Genomic DNA, 17384 nt, shown 5'->3' with positions numbered 1-17384 from the left:
ATGATTAAATAATTGCTCTTGTCATAAGAATGAAATATCTCTATCGCAAGATCAAAGGTAAAATTATTTGATGAAAAAAAGTAAAAATATTGCACATATTCAATCCTGTGAGCATCAGGGGCGGGTTATGGATGCATCCTCCAAACAGTGGGTCTACCATTTTCTTCCTTCTTCTTTGTGGTTTTATGCTCAATTGGCACGTTGGGATCGACCTATCGGATGGCAATTGTTGATGTGGCCTTGTTTCTGGTCAACGACAATGGCCTTTCTCTCTTATGAAATGCACCGATTGCCTCTTTTATCAATGCTCTTTCATTGGTTTTGGTATCTCTTTCTTTTTTTTCTAGGTTCTATAGCTATGCGAGGTGCTGGGTGTACTTGGAACGATCTTATTGACCATAAAATTGATTCTCAGGTGGAAAGAACGCGTTCTCGCCCATTGCCAACAGGCCATGTGAGTCGGCTTCAAGCAAAATTTTTTATATTGGTGCAATGTTTGGTTGGTTTGGGCGTTTTATCGCAATTTAATAGATACAGTTTTTTTCTAGGTATTTCATCATTGATAGCGGTTACCCTTTATCCTTTTATGAAACGCATAACATATTGGCCGCAGTTTTTCTTAGGTGTCGCATTTAATTGGGGGGCATTAATGGGTTGGGCAGTGGTGTATGGAAGTCTGAATTGGGCGCCAATCTTACTTTATGGAGGATCCATATTGTGGACGATAGGGTATGATACAATTTACGCGCATCAAGATAAAGAGGATGATGCTACGGTTGGTGTACGTTCTACAGCACTTCTCTTTGGTAAGGGCACCAAGCGAGCTTTAGTATTTTTATATAGTGGCTTTGTGATACTTGTCAGCTTAGCATTTTATTTGGCAAATGTCCCCATTGTTAGTTTTTTGGGAATTTTTGTGGCAAGTATCCATATGTTTATTCAAATTAAAGTTATTGATATAGATGATAGTTCACAATGCTTAAAGCTTTTCAAATCGAACTCATTTATTGGTTTCGTGGTTTTTGCTGGTTTGGTATGCGGTGGTATATGGATGATGGTTTATCCTACAGTTTAATAAAAAATGCGCCAATAAATAAAATCATGTGTTGTGTTATGCTGAAATGTATACGTCTTGTGTGATGCTGAAAGTAAAGGAAATAAAAACTTAAGGATGCTTTTATTGTTTTTAAAATTTTTTATTTTTCAACTTTACTTTCATAAGTTTTTTGCATTACATATTTAAGTTTTTTATGTTATTCTTAGATCTCTTTTCTATGCAAAATTGTAATTGTGTCGAATTTTACCAGCTTATCTAGGATAAACTAAAAATAGATTTGCGTGATGATGCCGGAATCAACTACTTTTTTCTTAATGCAAATTGTACTTTTCCAATTACGTCATCAGGATTGAAAGCCACAAGATTATTTTATTCTTTTATATTTCGTTTAAAAATTGCAGATCACTTCACTAGGGGTCTGCTGAATACAACCTTGTCGTTTAGATAAGTCTTTATAACTTTAATTTTTTTCAAAATATGCAGTAGGCAAAAGATTATTATAAACAGAATTTCACAGTGAAGGTATAATCATTTCATTTAAACTGAATTGAGTGATCTACTCCTTCATTTGTTTTAGCAAAGAGTTTTCTAATCGCCGAAAAAAAGTCTTCATAATCATTAAATTAAGGGTAAAGTTTTTGCTTTTGCCAATCATCATGTTCAACAGAATCGCGTGTAAAAAGCAAGCGGTCATGTAAACGAAACGGTCGATCACGCCAGAATTCGATAGAAAGGGGTTTAACGCGAAATCCGGACCAATAAGGTGGACGCGGGATGTTTCCTATTGCATAACGCGTAGTATATTGGGCAATTGCTTTTTCGAGAACAAAACGGTTTTCTAATGGTTGAGATTGTTTGGATGCCCATGCACCAATTCGGCTACCACGTGGCCGTGATTGGAAATACGCATCTGCTTCTTGAGTGCTAACTTTTTCAACAACTCCTCGAATTCTGACCTGACGACGAAGCGATTTCCAATGAAAACCCAAGGATGCTTTCATTGATTTTAAAATTTCTTGTCCTTTTTGGCTTTCATAGTTGGTGTAGAAGACGAAGCCTTGGGAACTGTAATCTTTGAGAAGAACCATACGAACATTAGGCAAACCCGTTTCATCAACTGTTGCTAATGCCATAGCATTAGGATCATTGATTTCGCTCACTGTTGCTTCTTCAAGCCACTTTGCAAAAAGTGCAAAAGGTTTTTGCATTTGCATAAAATCATCGTCTGTTTGTATTTTATTGCTCATAGGATCTCCAAATGTCAGTGAGTATGAATGAGAAACTCTTTAACTTACTTTGTCATTAAGGAATAAAGCGCTGTTTTTCTCTTATTTCAAAAAGCCAATGCTGTTATATACTATGTATGGTTCCTTAATCATTTTTGTTTTTAGCGTAGAATACAATGCACTATATTAAATAAAATATTTATTTTATCTGGTATTTTGGTTTCTTTGTAGACATATAAAGAGAGAAAAAATCATTCTTTAGAAGAGACTGGTGAAGCTGTGAGGGATATTGAAAAACATATTAGTTGATATTTTGAAAACACAAAAATTGAAAAGAGGGCAATATGCGTGATCCGTACACGATTCTGGGTGTGGCACGTACCGCGAAACCACAAGAGATTAAGTCGGCATTCAGAAGATTAGCGAAGAAATATCATCCAGATCACAATATGGATGATGCAAAGGCTAAAGAAAAGTTTTCTGAAATTAATCAAGCCTATGAAATTATAGGTGATAAAGACAAAAAAGCACAATTTGACCGTGGTGAAATTGATATGGAGGGAAAACCACTTTACCAAGCCTATGGCACTGGTGAAAACTTTAGAAATAGTCATAATCCTTTTTCAGGAGGAGCGAAAGGTTTTGATTTTGGTTCTTCAGGTGGTGCAGGTTTTGATGCGAGTGATATTTTTCGCGATCTATTTGGAAGAGGAGGAGGTTTTTCGAATTCTGCTCAATATAGTAGACCTCAACAAGGGGCGCATGTTCGTGCCAATCTTTCTGTCACATTGGAGCAGATGGTTGGTGCAGAAAAGGTGGAAGCTGTTTTTCCTAATGGGAAAAAGTTAAAAATTAAACTTCCAGATTATGTTGAAGATGGTCAAATTATTCGCTTAAAAGGCCAAGGAGAAGAGGTGGCTTATGGACAAGCAGGAGATGCGTTGGTAACTATACATATTCAAAAACATCCTCGTTTACGGGTTGAAGGAAGGGCACTCCATCTTGACTTACCAGTCCCCCTTACACATGCTGTTTTGGGAGCAAAAGAAGAAGTTGAGACTTTGGAAGGGCGCGTGGTTTTAACTATTCCAGCTTGGTCAAGCTCTGATCGTGTTTTACGGTTGAAAGGAAAAGGACTTCGTTTAAAAAACGGCAAAAGAGATGATCTTTATGTGCATGTTCGTGTTATGTTGCCGGAAGGTGGAGATGCAGCATTAGAACAGTTTCTGCAGATGCGACAAGGTTAATTTTTGAATTATATACAAGCATAGTTTTTTTTGATTTTAAACCAATTGCTTGAAGAAAAAGTTGACCTATGCCATAGGCAGATAAATAATATTAATTTTAAGTAACAATGGGACAGTGCTGATGTCTAAGGGTAATGGTTTATTGTACGGTAAGCGTGGTTTAATTTTAGGATTGGCCAATAATCGCTCAATCGCTTGGGGAATAGCTAAAGCGGCGAGTGCAGCAGGAGCAGAGCTTGCTTTTACCTATCAGGGAGAAGCAATGAGGAAACGTGTTGAGCCTTTGGCTGAGGAAGTAAAAGGATTAGTTTGTGGGCATTGTGATGTCTCTGATAGTGCATCTATTGATGCGGTCTTTAAAGTAATAGAGAGGAAATGGGGCAAACTCGATTTTTTAGTTCATGCTATTGGTTTTTCTGATAAAGATGAATTAAGTGGTCGTTATATTGATATTAGCGAATCGAATTTTATGATGACCATGAATATTTCCGTTTATTCCTTAACAGCTTTGGTGAAGCGTGCAGAGAAATTAATGTCGGACGGTGGTTCAATTTTAACACTGAGCTATTATGGTGCAGAAAAGGTTGTTCCTAATTATAATGTAATGGGAGTAGCAAAAGCAGCTCTTGAAGCGAGCGTAAAATATCTAGCAGTGGATTTAGGTCCTCAGCATATTCGTGTTAATGCTCTATCTGCTGGACCAATCAAAACGTTAGCTGCTTCGGGCATTGGTGATTTTCGTTATATCTTGAAATGGAATGAATATAATGCTCCTTTACGTCGTACGGTGACAATTGAAGAGGTAGGTGATTCTGCGCTTTACTTTCTTTCAGATTTGTCTCGTTCTGTTACGGGTGAAGTGCATCATGTGGATTCAGGTTATAATATCATAGGTATGAAAGCTGTCGATGCACCAGACATTTCTGTCGTTAAAGAATAAAGTTTGGTTTATAAAACCTTCTTTGACAACGGTGATTTAACCGAATTTAACGGCCATGATATTCTTTGAAAAAGGCTGTAGTTGCTTATATTTGACGGAGAAGCGGGTCATTTTTTATGTCGCATAATACATTTGGTCATTTGTTTCGTGTAACGACATGGGGTGAAAGTCATGGCGCTGCTCTTGGATGTGTTATCGATGGTTGTCCTCCGGGAATTACTTTTACTCTTTCAGAAATTCAAGCCTATCTTGATAAACGTAGACCAGGACAATCCCAATATACAACGCAGCGGCGAGAACTGGACCAAGTAGAAGTACTGTCAGGGACTATTGTTCAGGACGATGGGATGACATTGGTGACAACGGGTACGCCAATTTCCCTCTTGATTCGAAATACAGATCAGCGTTCTAAGGATTATGGCTCAATTGCCCATCAGTATCGTCCTGGTCATGCAGATTATACTTACGATATTAAATATGGTATCCGTGATTTTCGGGGTGGTGGACGGGCTTCAGCGCGTGAGACGGCAGCACGTGTTGCGGCAGGTGCTGTTGCTCGTAAAATTGTTCCTGGTTTGATAATACGGGGAGCAGTGGTAGCAATTGGTCCTCATAATATTAATCGCGATCGTTGGGATTGGTTAGAAGTTGATAACAATCCTTTTTTTACACCTGATGCAGAAATAGTGCATGTTTTTAGTGATTATATCGATAAATTACGGAAAGCTGGTTCATCTGTTGGTGCTCTTATTGAGATTATTGCAGAAAATGTTCCAGCGGGGTTAGGGGCACCTATTTACGCAAAGCTTGACCAAGATATTGCATCATTACTCATGTCAATTAATGCGGTGAAGGGTGTTGAAATAGGGGATGGTTTTGCAGTAGCTCGCCTGAGAGGAGAAGAAAATGCAGATGAAATGCGTATGGGAAGTGATGGGAAACCACTTTTTTTATCTAATCATGCTGGCGGCATTCTAGGTGGAATATCGACTGGACAGCCAATTGTTGCACGTTTTGCTGTGAAGCCTACGTCATCAATTTTAACGCCTCGGTGTTCAATTGATATTGATGGTAATAATGTAGATGTTATAACGAAAGGGCGTCATGATCCGTGTGTGGGGGTTCGTGCTGTTCCTGTTGGGGAAGCGATGGTTGCTTGTGCGATTGCTGATCATTATTTAAGGCATCGGGGTCAGGTTGGTTGTGGTTGAAAGGAACGTAATGACGTATGATCAGAAAAAAATTGTTTCTGCCATTAGGGCTTTTGAACGCGGTGAAATTGTTGTGGTTACAGATGATTATGGTCGCGAAAACGAAGGTGATTTAACAGTTGCAGCTGTTCATTGTACAGAAGAAAAGATGGCATTTATCATTCGTCACACAACGGGGATTGTTTGTGCACCTATGCCAAAAGAAGAAGCACAACGGTTTAATCTTGCGCCTATGGTACCAGATAATAATTCAGCGCACCGTACCCAATTTACTGTTACTGTTGATTTTAAACATGGAATAACGACAGGTATTTCAGCACACGATCGCGCATTAGCGGTCCGTAATCTTGCGAACTCAAATGCTGGTGCGAGCGATTTTATTCGTCCAGGACATATTTTTCCTTTGATTGCGCATGAAGGAGGGGTCCTTATGCGTTCAGGCCACACGGAGGCCGCAGTTGATTTATGTAAATTAGCTAGTTTGCCACAAGTTGGCGTGATCGGTGAATTGGTTAATGACGATGGCAGTGTTAAACATGGAGATGAGGTTACAAAATTTGCGCAAGATCACAAATTGCATATGATTACGGTTGCTGATCTTATTGCCTACCGCCAACGTAAAGAGATGTTGATTAGGCATGTTGGAGAAATGCCTATTGAAACATTGGCAGGGACAGCTGTTCTTCAAAGTTATCAACTTCCTTGGGAAAATGTTCAGCATATTGCAATCGTTTTTGGTGATGTTCGTGATGGTGAAGATATTCCTGTGCGTTTGCATCGCGAAAACATTATAAACGATGTTTTTGGTCAATCTTCAGAGATTGCAGTTATCATGCGGCGTATGGTGAAAGAAGAGAAACGTGGTGTGTTTGTTTATTTGCGTGAAGGATCCATTGGTGTGCAATCATTTATTGACAGTCAGGCAATGGCAATGAGAGGTTTAGAGGACCATGTGCAGGCGATTGAACGCGAAGAAGAATGGCGCCAAATTGGTTTAGGAGCGCAAATTCTAAAACATTTAGGGATTAGTTCCGTTATTGTTTATGCTTCTAAAGAACGTCATTATGTTGGTTTAGAGGGGTTTGGAATTCGCATATCTAGAACAGATATCTTATGAGGTTTATATGAAAAAAGAGATACAAAAGGGAGATGTTACTGCATTAAGTTTTGAGGAAGCACTCAAGCAGCTTGAGGTTATAGTTGAAAATTTGGAACGTGGGGATGTTCCTTTAGAACAATCAATTGATATTTATGAGCGTGGTGAAGCTCTTAAAAAACATTGTGAGAAACTCTTGAAAGTGGCTGAGGCAAAAGTTGAGAAGATTCAGCTTTCAGATAAAGGTATTCCGGAAGGTGTAGAGCCTCTAGATTCTGAATGAGATTCAGTAATTTTTCTGTATTTGTTGGGTTATAAGGGGTAAAACTTCATTTACAAAGAACAGGTTTGAGGAGTTTCTTTTTTATGAAATGGGCTAGAAACGGGAAAATCTGTAGATAATTTCAAACAGATAAACTATTTCAGTAAAAAATAGAACACACTATGAATAAAGTAAGGAAAGGTGTGTAACTTCATCTCGCTCTCTTGATAAAATAGATATAAGGAGTTTCTTTTGTCTAGGCCATTAACGCCATTGCTTGACTATATTTGTGTACCACAAGATTTGCGGGCATTACCTGAGTCTGATTTGGTACAATTAGCTAATGAGTTGCGGGTAGAAACAATTGATGCGGTTTCTGTAACAGGTGGTCATCTGGGTGCAGGGCTCGGTGTTATTGAGCTCACTGTTGCGTTGCATTATGTCTTTAATACACCTGAAGATAGGATTATTTGGGATGTTGGTCACCAAGCCTATCCCCATAAAATTTTGACGGGGCGTAGAGATAAAATTCGCACATTGCGTCAAGAGGGTGGATTATCAGGTTTTACGAAGCGTTCAGAAAGTGTGTATGATCCATTTGGAGCTGGTCATTCTTCTACTTCTATTTCAGCTGGCCTTGGGATGTCGGTGGCAAGTGCTTTGAAGATGGAGACAAGACGGAATATTATTTCTGTAATTGGTGATGGTGCTATGTCTGCTGGCATGGCTTATGAAGCGATGAATAATGCTGGTGCTTTGGATGCACGCTTGATTGTTATCCTTAATGATAATGATATGTCTATTGCGCCTCCTACGGGTGCCATGAGTGCTCATCTTGCACGGTTGGTTTCTCGTCCCGCTTACCGCAGCTTGCGTGAACGGGTAAAAGTGCTCAGCAAAAAATTGCCAAAGTTTTTTGGGGAGAAGGCGCGTCGTTCAGAGGAGTTTGCCCGTGGTTTTTTGGTCGGAGGAACTTTATTTGATGAACTTGGCTTTTACTATGTTGGACCAATAGATGGCCATAATTTAGAGCATCTATTGCCTGTTTTGAAAAATGTTCGTGAATATCCCTATGGTCCTGTTTTGGTACATGTAGTAACCCGTAAGGGTAAGGGTTATGCACCTGCAGAAGCAGCATCGGATAAATATCATGGTGTTAATAGTTTTGATATTGTTACAGGCAAACAGACTAAAACAAAAAGTAATTCTCTTTCCTATACCAAGGTGTTTTCTAAGGCTTTAATAGAGGAAGCCAGTCATGATGATAAGATTATAGGTATAACGGCGGCAATGCCTACTGGAACGGGCCTCGATGCTTTCGCTGAAAAATTTCCTGAAAGAATGTTTGATGTTGGTATTGCTGAGCAGCATGCCGTAACCTTTGCGGCTGGTATTGCTTGTGAAGGGTATAAGCCTTTTGTCGCGATTTATTCTACTTTTTTACAGCGCGCTTATGATCAGATTATCCACGATGTATCGATTCAAAAATTACCGGTGCGTTTTGCGATTGATCGAGCAGGTTTTGTAGGGGCAGACGGTGCGACACATGCTGGCAGTTTTGATATTGTTTTTTTGTCCACTCTTCCTGAATTTGTTGTTATGGCGCCTTCTGATGAAGTTGAATTGATGCATATGGTACGTACTGCTGCAGCTTATGATCAGGGGCCACTTTCTTTTCGTTATCCGCGTGGTGAAGGTGTTGGCATCGATTTACCTGAGCGTGGTGAGTTATTAGAGATTGGAAAAGGGCGTATTTTGCGTGAAGGAAGCAGGATAGCTTTGGTTTGTTTTGGAACGCGGATGTCGGAAGTGTTGATGGCTGCTGGTATGTTGGAAGAAGAAGGGTTGTCTACGACGGTTGCGGATGCGCGGTTTGCAAAACCTTTGGATAAGGATTTGATGCGTCGTTTGGCACGTGAACATGAAGTATTAGTGACAATTGAAGAAGGCGCAATGGGTGGATTTGGAGCGCACTTATTGCAGTTTTTGGCACAAGAAGGGCTCTTAGAGCATGGTTTGAAAGTTCGTACATTAAAACTTCCTGACGAATATTTAAATCATGGTTCACCAGAGAAAGTTCTTTCACGTATAGGACTTGATGCTGTTGGTATTATCAACACGGTTTTTACTGCTTTGGGACGCAAAATTCGGACAGTGCAGAAAAGTCGAGTATGAGATGTCTGTCAGAAAAAGGCTTGATGTTCTCTTAGTTGAAAAAAACTTTTTTACGACGCGCTCACGAGCACGTGATGCCATCATGCGCCAAACAGTTAAGGTTAACGGCGAAATAATTATTAAAGCTGGGCAAATTATTTCTAACGATGCAGAAATTGTAGTTTGCGATCCGGCACAGAATTATGTCTCGCGTGCAGCGTTAAAATTGATCAGTGCACTTGATGCATTTCCGATTGTCACCGATAAAGTGACTGCTATTGATATTGGTGCATCAACAGGAGGTTTTACGCAAGTTCTTTTAGAACGTGGGGTGGCTCATATTATTGCTGTTGATGTTGGTCATAATCAATTCGATGTGCGTTTATCAGGCAAGAGTGCTATAACCTTATTAGAAGGTTTGAATGTGAGAGATTTGAAACAAGAACATTTAGGCGGTCGAGAAATTAATCTCATAGTATCGGATGTTAGTTTTATTTCTCTCAAGCTTGCATTACCTCCTGTTTTATCTTTGGCCCAAAAGGGAGCTCAAGCTGTTTTATTGGTAAAACCTCAATTTGAGGTTGGCCGTAAGCATCTTGGTAAGGGGGGGATATTGAAAGATCCATCAATGGCTAAACAAACTGCTGAAGAACTTTTTAATTGGCTGAATATGCAAAGTGGATGGAGTGCAAAAGGTTTGCTGCCCTCACCCATTGCTGGTGGAGATGGTAATCTAGAATATTTATTATTCGGGGAAAAAAAGAGTGAATGACAATGTCATAATCGACCATATTGGAACGAACGGTCATGGTGTTTCCAATACACCTCATGGGTTTGTTTATGTTCCTTTTACTTTACCAAGAGAATTTGCTGAAATCGCTGTTCATGGAAAATACGCTACACTCATAGCATTAAAGGAAAAATCACCAGAACGCATTGATGCCCTTTGCCAGCATTTTGGGGAATGTGGAGGGTGTGCACTTCAGCATTGGCGTACCGATGTTTATCGCGTATGGAAACGACAGTTGGTTGTTGATGCGCTCAAAGAATATGGGCTTGATGTTGCCATTTCACCTTTAATCGAGTGTAAACCCTATAGTCGCCGGCGAATTACTTTAACAGCATCTATGACACCACAAGGTCAGAGAGTCGGTTTTAATCGTCATTTTTCTCATGATATTGTGGCTCTTAAAGAATGTCCCGTGAGTCGTCCAGAGCTCATATCTAAGCTGGGTGATATGAGGATGCTATGTGCTTTTCTAAGCAATCATGTAAAACGGTTTCACATCACGATAACACACGTTGAAAATGGGTTTGATGTTGCTTTAAGTGGTTGTGTCATACGCCATGAGTCTATTCGCCAGAAAATGGTGCGTGCAGCCCTTTTGTCTGGGATTACGCGTTTGTCTGTCGAAGGAGAAGTCTTGGTTGAACAAGAAAAACCATTGATTTACTTTGGAGATGTGTGTGTTGAATTTCCGGCTGGCGGGTTTCTTCAAGCAACTTTGGAAGCAGAAAATACTATAAGCAATATTATTTTGACTCATCTTAAAAAAGCAAAGAATGCTGCCGATTTGTTTTCAGGGGTTGGAACCTTCACATTGCGTATGGCTAAGAAAATGAATGTTCATGCGGTGGAAAATGATGAAGTAGCGTTGGCAAATTTAGATTCAGCAGCACGTTTTGCGACTGGTTTAAAAACAGTAACCTGTGAAAAACGCGATCTTTTTCGCTGCCCACTTTCTGTGAACGAACTTGAGTGTTTTGAGAGTGTTGTTTTTGATCCTCCACGCGCTGGAGCAGAAGAGCAAGCACGTGAATTGGCTAAGGCAACAATACCACGTGTTATAGCTATTTCGTGCAATCCTATTACATTTGCTCGTGATTTATCTCTTCTTGTTGATGGTGGTTATACAGTAGAACAAATCATACCGATTGATCAATTTTTATGGTCACCACATGTTGAAATTGTTGCTGTTTTGAGCAAGCGCAAAGTAAAGAGAGGTTGGAAGCTTTAGTCTAAATTGAAAAGCTTTTCTGAATTTCTTTGAGAAATTTTAAAATCAAGTTCATTTGGTATATTTTATGAAAAAGCTGTTCCTCCAATTGTCATATTATTGATTCGCAAGTGAGGCTGTCCAACGCCAACAGGAACGTTTTGTCCGGCTTTTCCGCACATACCGATACCATTATCAAGTTTGCTATCATTCCCAATCATTGTAATACGTTTCATAGCATCCGGCCCATTTCCGATGAGTGTCGCACCTTTGATTGGGGCTACAATTTTGCCATTTTCCACTCTGTAAGCTTCAGTACATTCAAAGACGAATTTTCCAGAGGTGATATCAACTTGTCCACCACCAAATGAAACAGCATAGATACCACTTTTGAGTGAGGATAGAATTTCTTCAGGTGTTTTGTCCCCCCCTAACATGATCGTATTCGTCATTCTTGGCATTGGTGCATATGCATAGGATTCACGCCGTCCGTTTCCGGTTGGATTAACCCCCATAAGTCGAGCATTGAGTCTGTCTTGCATGTAACCAACAAGCTTTCCATCTTCAATAAGGACATTATATCCTGAAGGGGTGCCTTCATCGTCGATTGTGAGTGAACCACGGCACTGGGGAATTGTACCATCATCAACAACTGTAACACCTTTTGCGGCAATTTGTTGGCCCAAAAGTCCGGCAAAAGCAGAAGTTTTTTTGCGGTTAAAATCCCCTTCCAAACCATGTCCTACTGCTTCATGAAGCATAACACCAGGCCATCCATTGGCTAAAACAACATCAAATGTCCCTGCTGGCGCTGCTTCTGCTTCTAAGTTTATGAGAGCCATACGTAAGGCTTCATCAGCAGCCATTTTCCAATTTTCTTCATGAATGAATTGGTCAAATGCTTGCCGCCCACCACATCCATAGAAGCCATTTTCACGCCGATTACCCTGAGCAGCAACCACAGATATAGAAAGTCGTACAAGAGGGCGAACATCACGAACCAGATGCTCATCTGCACGTAAAACTTCGATATGCTGTAGTGAACCAGAAAGAGAAACAGTAACTTGATGCAATTTATTATTTTTTGCCCGTAAATAGGCATCAATTTTTTGCAAAAGTGCACTTTTTTCCTCAAATGATGGAGCATCAAGGGGGTTATGTGGTTGATAAAGCCTTTTGTTTGTTTTTTGAGGTGCTGCGTTATAAGGACCTGCATGATTATTATAAGTAACAGCCTTTGCTGCGTCACTAGCACGTTTGAGTGCAGCAACTGATAATTCACTAGAGTGTGCATATCCAGTAGCTTCTCCAGCAACAACACGCAGACCAAACCCCATGTCCTGATGAAATGAGCCGTTTTTAAGCTGCCCATTATCAAATAAAAGCGTTTCGCTTTCTGTATATTCTAGGTAAAGTTCACCATCATCAGCGTGATGAAGTGTTTCTTTTACAAGTGATTGCACTTTAGACGAGGCAATATCAAAATGGTCAATCAGCGATTTCATAGTTGTTACCTTATTTTATGGGAACTTGGAAAATCCCCATTTGTCTTGTTTAAGAAGCTGTGAAATGTGCTACGAGATTTTAATCATTTAATGTGCGTAAATTCTATTATGTTGGTAAAGTTGCATAGGCATCACTAAGACCATTGAGATCAATGAGTCCTCCAACTGCTTGCTCGGGAGTTGTAAAAATAAAGTAAGTTGCCATTTTACCTTTAAAAAAGAGTTGTAGTATGTCTTCCTTAAGGACAGCTTCAGCAACACAATTATCACCAAGACAACGGCGATATTCTACTCTTCCCATATTTTTATCATCAATTTTAAGGCCAACCCCAGGGCGCAATTCAACACGAATTGGAACAAAAACACGCATCAAAGCTCCTTGATTTTTAGGGAGTTTATAAAACGTAACACGGAGAGTAATGTCATGGCGATTTTGTGTATGTACATTTTGTACAACTTCACATTGCATATTAGGCGTACCTGGAGGCAGAGAACAAACTTTTGTCCATGCGCCGTAGTTTTGTGGAGCAGGAACATTTTGCTCATGAGGTGTTTGTGCAAGTGCATGATTGATAGAAGCACTATAGAGTGTGAAAATAACAACACAAACAAACAAAGTTTTTTTTAGCAATTTATAAAGTATCACAGAAAGGCCTAACCACATCAACACTGCATCATTATGCATAGCTCTACATAAAAACAAATTCTCAAGCCGAAATTATAACACAAAACCATTCTCCGCCCAAACATATTAATCCATATGCATGAAATAAAAAAGTAGAAAAAATGTCATAGCAGAAAAGGCTATTAGCCTTGCTTTATGATGTTTGATATGATTATTTTTATGGTATGTTTGTAAATATAATAAATAATGTACATTGAAAAAATGTATTTTTGTTGCAAGTATTTCCATCTGTTTTTAGGGGATACGTATAAGAAAGATATCCTATATGTTCTCAAAACACTATGATATTAATTGATCATTCCCATATGCCAGACAATATTTGTTTGTGGATGATAGAAATGGAAAAGGTTTTTGAGTGGAATGTCTGTTTTAAGAGAATTTTCGGCTGCAAGTGATAAATCAACTCCACCAAAATCCAGCATTGGTGATTATATCACGTTATTAAAACCACGGGTTATGTCACTTGTTGTATTTACGGCTTTGGTTGGACTTGTGATGTCACCTGTTTCTATGAATCCATTTTATGGTTTTTTAGCAATATTGTGTATTGCTGTAGGCGGTGGTGGTGCGGGAGCACTTAATATGTGGTATGATGCTGACATTGATGCAGTTATGGAACGTACCAAAAATCGCCCCATTCCTACTGGGAAAATCAGCCCTAGCAAGGCATTTATTTTTGGCATGATTCTTTCTATACTTTCTGTATTAATTATGGGGAGCTTCATTAATTGGTTTTCAGCAATTTTTCTTGCATTTACGATCTTTTTTTATGTCGTTATCTATACAATTTGGTTAAAGCGTAGAACGCCACAAAATATTGTTATTGGCGGTGCATCTGGGGCTTTTCCACCAATGATTGGATGGGCTGCGGCAACGGGGACAGTGAGTATTGAGAGCTTTTTGTTATTTTTAATCATTTTTATGTGGACTCCTCCGCATTTTTGGTCTCTTTCTTTATTTTCTTCTCTTGATTATGATGCAGCGGGCATTCCCATGATGCCTAATGTACGGGGCGAAAATTCAGCAAAAAAACAGATTTTATTTTATACTGTGCTTATGGCAATATGTGCAGCAGGACCTTATATTATCGGTTTTGGGGGAATTCTTTATGGTATTTTTTCAACAGTTTTGGGCATTATTTTTATGCATTTTTCTTATCGTTTGTGGAAAGCTGATACGCGTAGCACAACTATTTTGATGGCAAAGAAGACATTTTTCTTTTCGTTATTTTATTTGGCTGCTCTCTTTGGAGTGCTTTTGATTGAATCCCTTGTACGGTATTTTCTTATCCGCTAGTACAGTGAAATAAAAATGCAAACTTAAAAGACGTTTTGCTACAGGAAAATGCTTTAAGAATACACTATATGGTGTACTGTTATGGAAGAGGGTGGTATTGCCAATTCTTTCTTTTTATATTGTTTATGTAGTGATAAAGATAGTTTTTTTGATCAGATGCTCAAAATGAAAGATATTAAGGATGATTTATGACTACACTTCCTCCTTTAACAATGCGTCTTTGCGGTCCGCGTGGATTTTGTGCGGGGGTTGATCGTGCTATTCAGATTGTCCTTCTTGCATTAAAAAAATATGGAGCTCCAGTCTATGTTCGTCATGAAATTGTGCACAACCGCTATGTCGTTGAGGGATTACAGCAACGCGGAGCCATTTTTGTTGAAGAACTTGATGAGATTCCAGAAAAACACCGCAGTCAACCTGTTGTATTTTCTGCCCACGGTGTACCGAAGTCTGTACCAGAAGAAGCGCGCCTCTATAATTTGTTTTATCTCGATGCAACATGTCCGTTGGTCTCTAAAGTTCATAAACAAGCGATACGGCATCAACGTCATGGACGTCATGTTATATTGATTGGTCATTCTGGTCATCCTGAGGTGATAGGAACAATGGGACAGCTTGAAAAAGGAGCTGTGACATTAATTGAAACGATTGAAGATGCTTTACATTATCAACCAAATGATCCAGATAAATTAGGATTTGTTACACAAACGACTCTTTCTGTTGAAGATACGGCGGAGGTTCTCGATGTGCTACAACGGCGTTTTCCTACGTTAGAAGCTCCAGCTGCTGAATCAATTTGCTATGCTACCACGAACAGGCAAGATGCTGTTAAGGCAGCAGCGTTGGGAAGCGATTTGTTTTTGATTGTTGGGGCGCCCAATTCCTCTAATTCGCGACGTTTGGTAGAAGTTGCTGAAAGGTTTGGTGCGCAACGGGCTATTTTAGTTCAGCGTGCTGATGAAATTGATTTTGATCGTCTGGGAGCTCTTTCTGTTGTAAGTCTGTCAGCAGGGGCTTCTGCTCCTGAAATTATTATTGATGAAATTATATCAGCTTTTCGCGAGCGTTATGATGTTATAATAGAATTGGCTGAAACAGTGGTGGAAACGGAAACATTTTTGGTAAGTCGCGAATTACGTGACGTTACTTTAACACCTCAAGATATGGCTTTTGTTAATGGTCGAGTTAAGACGTTGAAAAATGAACATCAGAATACACGCATGTCTATAACGAAAGCAAAATAATGGCAGTTTATACAAATATCCATCCAAATGATTTGAAGATATTTTTGAAACGTTATTCGATAGGTTCGCTTTTGTCCTATCAAGGCATAGAGGAGGGAATAGAAAATTCTAATTTCATGCTGTATACGACAAAAGGGAGGTTTGTTCTAACACTTTATGAAAAACGTATTTCAAAAGATGATTTGCCCTTTTTTTGTAGCTTGATGCAGCATTTAAGCCAGCGTGGAATTCCTTGTCCTCAACCAGTAGTACAAAGTGATGGGACAACGATTGGTGAACTAGCAGGGCGTCCTGCTGCTATTATTACGTTTCTGGAAGGGATGTGGATTCGTCAGCCCAATATATACCACTGTGGCGAAGTGGGAACGAGTTTAGCGCAGTTGCATTTAGCAGGACGGGATTTTACACTCAGCCGTAAAAATAGCCTTTCTGTTATGGGCTGGAAGTTATTGTGGAAACATTGCCAAATGAGCAAAGATGCGTTGTTAAAAGAGTTTGGGCAAAAAATTGATATGGAATTAGCTTTTTTGCAAGAAAATTGGCCGTCAAATTTGCCAACAGGCATTATTCATGCTGATTTATTTAATGATAACGTGTTTTTTTTGAATCATCGTCTTTCTGGTATTATAGACTTTTATTTTGCTTGTAATGATTTCTTAGCTTATGATTTAGCTATCTGCTTGAATGCTTGGTGTTTTGAACAAGATTATTCCTATAGTCTCGCCAAAGCACGTAAGTTATTGGAAAACTATCAAAAGATAAGGCCATTGCTCTCCTTAGAATTAAAGGCGATTATTTTATTAGTGCGTGGTGCCTCTTTACGTTTTCTTCTCACGCGACTTTATGATTGGTTTAATACACCGCCGGATAGTTTTGTGGTTAAAAAAGATCCACGTGAATATTGGCACAAGCTTTGTTTTTTCAGTAATATAGGTTCACTCAGTGAATTGGGTTTTTGAATTTTATGTTAAATCAACAAAAAGTCGTTGAAATTTATACAGATGGTGCATGCTCTGGTAATCCTGGAGTTGGAGGATGGGGAGCAGTTTTACGCTGGAATGGTCATGAACGTGAACTTTATGGTGGACAAGAGCACACAACTAACAATCAAATGGAATTAGTAGCGGCGATTCATGCACTGAAGGCGCTTAAAGAACCCTGTTCTGTCGAACTTTATACGGACTCTGTGTATGTCCGCAATGGTATCTCTATGTGGCTTGAAGGTTGGAAGAAAAATCATTGGCGTACGGCGTCAAATAGTCCTGTGAAAAATATGGAGTTATGGCAAGCTCTTGAAGATGCTTGTTCTCATCATACTATCAGATGGCATTGGGTAAAAGGGCATGCGGGACATCCAGATAATGAGCGTGCAGATGCACTTGCTCGGAAAGCAATTACCAAATATCGCGAAAATGGATATTTTCCAGCATAGTCATTTTGGGATATTTTGCTTTTATCACGGAG

16 protein-coding genes are annotated in these 17384 nt (G+C 39.4%); 13 read left to right on the top strand and 3 right to left on the bottom strand.

The window, feature by feature from the left end; translation table 11 throughout:
- The first annotated feature begins 70 nt into the window (after positions 1–70).
- Entirely contained in the window at positions 71–1075 is a 1005-nt protein-coding gene (ubiA, locus tag J7R13_RS05810; RefSeq protein WP_208437872.1) for a 4-hydroxybenzoate octaprenyltransferase, read from the top strand.
- Between the two features lie 605 nt (positions 1076–1680).
- On the opposite strand, the gene pdxH is transcribed toward ubiA, so the two are convergent.
- Positions 1681–2304 (bottom strand): pyridoxamine 5'-phosphate oxidase, encoded by a 624-nt coding sequence (gene pdxH, locus J7R13_RS05805; RefSeq protein ID WP_078691751.1) that lies wholly within the window; start codon positions 2302–2304, stop codon positions 1681–1683.
- Between the two features lie 323 nt (positions 2305–2627).
- Here pdxH and J7R13_RS05800 point away from each other — a divergent pair, with 323 nt between their 5' ends.
- From J7R13_RS05800 to J7R13_RS05765, 8 genes are all read left to right on the top strand, one after another.
- Complete coding sequence (locus tag J7R13_RS05800) at positions 2628–3530, top strand: DnaJ C-terminal domain-containing protein (protein WP_208437871.1); 903 nt, start codon at positions 2628–2630, stop codon at positions 3528–3530.
- 121 nt (positions 3531–3651) lie between these two features.
- Positions 3652–4470, top strand: coding sequence for an enoyl-ACP reductase FabI (fabI, locus tag J7R13_RS05795; protein ID WP_208437870.1), 819 nt, complete (start codon positions 3652–3654; stop codon positions 4468–4470).
- Between the two features lie 116 nt (positions 4471–4586).
- Entirely contained in the window at positions 4587–5681 is a 1095-nt protein-coding gene (aroC, locus tag J7R13_RS05790; protein WP_208437869.1) for a chorismate synthase, read from the top strand.
- 10 nt (positions 5682–5691) lie between these two features.
- Complete coding sequence (ribB, locus tag J7R13_RS05785; protein ID WP_208437868.1) at positions 5692–6798, top strand: 3,4-dihydroxy-2-butanone-4-phosphate synthase; 1107 nt, start codon at positions 5692–5694, stop codon at positions 6796–6798.
- 7 nt (positions 6799–6805) lie between these two features.
- A complete protein-coding gene (locus tag J7R13_RS05780; protein ID WP_004860815.1) occupies positions 6806–7060 on the top strand; it encodes an exodeoxyribonuclease VII small subunit in 255 nt (84 codons plus the stop codon).
- Positions 7061–7291: 231 nt separating this feature from the next.
- Positions 7292–9214: a 1-deoxy-D-xylulose-5-phosphate synthase gene (dxs, locus tag J7R13_RS05775; protein WP_208437867.1), complete on the top strand. Its 1923-nt coding sequence runs from the start codon at positions 7292–7294 to the stop codon at positions 9212–9214.
- Between the two features lies 1 nt (position 9215).
- Complete coding sequence (locus tag J7R13_RS05770) at positions 9216–9965, top strand: TlyA family RNA methyltransferase (RefSeq protein ID WP_208437866.1); 750 nt, start codon at positions 9216–9218, stop codon at positions 9963–9965.
- Entirely contained in the window at positions 9958–11211 is a 1254-nt protein-coding gene (locus J7R13_RS05765) for a class I SAM-dependent RNA methyltransferase (protein ID WP_208437865.1), read from the top strand. The genes J7R13_RS05770 and J7R13_RS05765 overlap by 8 nt, the downstream gene beginning before the upstream one ends.
- Positions 11212–11276: 65 nt before the next feature.
- Here the strand turns inward: J7R13_RS05765 and tldD are convergent, their stop codons facing one another.
- Both tldD and J7R13_RS05755 read right to left on the bottom strand, forming a co-directional pair.
- Positions 11277–12695 carry a metalloprotease TldD gene (tldD, locus tag J7R13_RS05760; RefSeq protein ID WP_208437864.1) on the bottom strand — a complete coding sequence of 473 codons (1419 nt, stop codon included), beginning with the start codon at positions 12693–12695 and terminating at the stop codon, positions 11277–11279.
- Positions 12696–12801: 106 nt separating this feature from the next.
- On the bottom strand, positions 12802–13359 hold the full coding sequence (locus J7R13_RS05755) for an invasion associated locus B family protein (RefSeq protein WP_208437863.1): 558 nt from the start codon (positions 13357–13359) through the stop codon (positions 12802–12804).
- 381 nt (positions 13360–13740) lie between these two features.
- Between J7R13_RS05755 and cyoE the strand changes: the two genes are divergently transcribed.
- From cyoE to rnhA, 4 genes are all read left to right on the top strand, one after another.
- Entirely contained in the window at positions 13741–14676 is a 936-nt protein-coding gene (gene cyoE / locus J7R13_RS05750) for a heme o synthase (protein ID WP_208437862.1), read from the top strand.
- A 188-nt stretch (positions 14677–14864) separates the two neighbouring features.
- Positions 14865–15920 (top strand): 4-hydroxy-3-methylbut-2-enyl diphosphate reductase, encoded by a 1056-nt coding sequence (gene ispH, locus J7R13_RS05745; protein ID WP_208437861.1) that lies wholly within the window; start codon positions 14865–14867, stop codon positions 15918–15920.
- A complete protein-coding gene (locus tag J7R13_RS05740) occupies positions 15920–16879 on the top strand; it encodes a homoserine kinase (RefSeq protein ID WP_208437860.1) in 960 nt (319 codons plus the stop codon). The genes ispH and J7R13_RS05740 overlap by 1 nt, the downstream gene beginning before the upstream one ends.
- Positions 16880–16884: 5 nt before the next feature.
- On the top strand, positions 16885–17352 hold the full coding sequence (gene rnhA, locus J7R13_RS05735) for a ribonuclease HI (protein WP_208437859.1): 468 nt from the start codon (positions 16885–16887) through the stop codon (positions 17350–17352).
- Positions 17353–17384 lie beyond the last annotated feature (32 nt).

It is taken from the genome of Bartonella taylorii 8TBB (assembly GCF_902825155.1).
Taxonomy (GTDB): Bacteria; Pseudomonadota; Alphaproteobacteria; order Rhizobiales; family Rhizobiaceae; genus Bartonella; species Bartonella taylorii_A.
The sequence above is the reverse complement of the archived record's forward strand: the minus strand, read 5'-3'. Positions and strand labels throughout refer to the sequence as shown.

Excerpts from the sequence above, each read along its gene's own strand:
- ubiA (WP_208437872.1), top strand. The coding sequence starts at position 71 with ATGAAAAAAAGTAAAAATATTGCACATATTCAATCCTGTGAGCATCAG.
- pdxH (WP_078691751.1), bottom strand. The coding sequence starts at position 2,304 with ATGAGCAATAAAATACAAACAGACGATGATTTTATGCAAATGCAAAAA.
- J7R13_RS05800 (WP_208437871.1), top strand. The coding sequence starts at position 2,628 with ATGCGTGATCCGTACACGATTCTGGGTGTGGCACGTACCGCGAAACCA.
- fabI (WP_208437870.1), top strand. The coding sequence starts at position 3,652 with ATGTCTAAGGGTAATGGTTTATTGTACGGTAAGCGTGGTTTAATTTTA.
- aroC (WP_208437869.1), top strand. The coding sequence starts at position 4,587 with ATGTCGCATAATACATTTGGTCATTTGTTTCGTGTAACGACATGGGGT.
- ribB (WP_208437868.1), top strand. The coding sequence starts at position 5,692 with ATGACGTATGATCAGAAAAAAATTGTTTCTGCCATTAGGGCTTTTGAA.
- J7R13_RS05780 (WP_004860815.1), top strand. The coding sequence starts at position 6,806 with ATGAAAAAAGAGATACAAAAGGGAGATGTTACTGCATTAAGTTTTGAG.
- J7R13_RS05770 (WP_208437866.1), top strand. The coding sequence starts at position 9,216 with ATGTCTGTCAGAAAAAGGCTTGATGTTCTCTTAGTTGAAAAAAACTTT.
- tldD (WP_208437864.1), bottom strand. The coding sequence starts at position 12,695 with ATGAAATCGCTGATTGACCATTTTGATATTGCCTCGTCTAAAGTGCAA.
- J7R13_RS05755 (WP_208437863.1), bottom strand. The coding sequence starts at position 13,359 with ATGTGGTTAGGCCTTTCTGTGATACTTTATAAATTGCTAAAAAAAACT.
- cyoE (WP_208437862.1), top strand. The coding sequence starts at position 13,741 with ATGTCTGTTTTAAGAGAATTTTCGGCTGCAAGTGATAAATCAACTCCA.
- ispH (WP_208437861.1), top strand. The coding sequence starts at position 14,865 with ATGACTACACTTCCTCCTTTAACAATGCGTCTTTGCGGTCCGCGTGGA.
- J7R13_RS05740 (WP_208437860.1), top strand. The coding sequence starts at position 15,920 with ATGGCAGTTTATACAAATATCCATCCAAATGATTTGAAGATATTTTTG.
- rnhA (WP_208437859.1), top strand. The coding sequence starts at position 16,885 with ATGTTAAATCAACAAAAAGTCGTTGAAATTTATACAGATGGTGCATGC.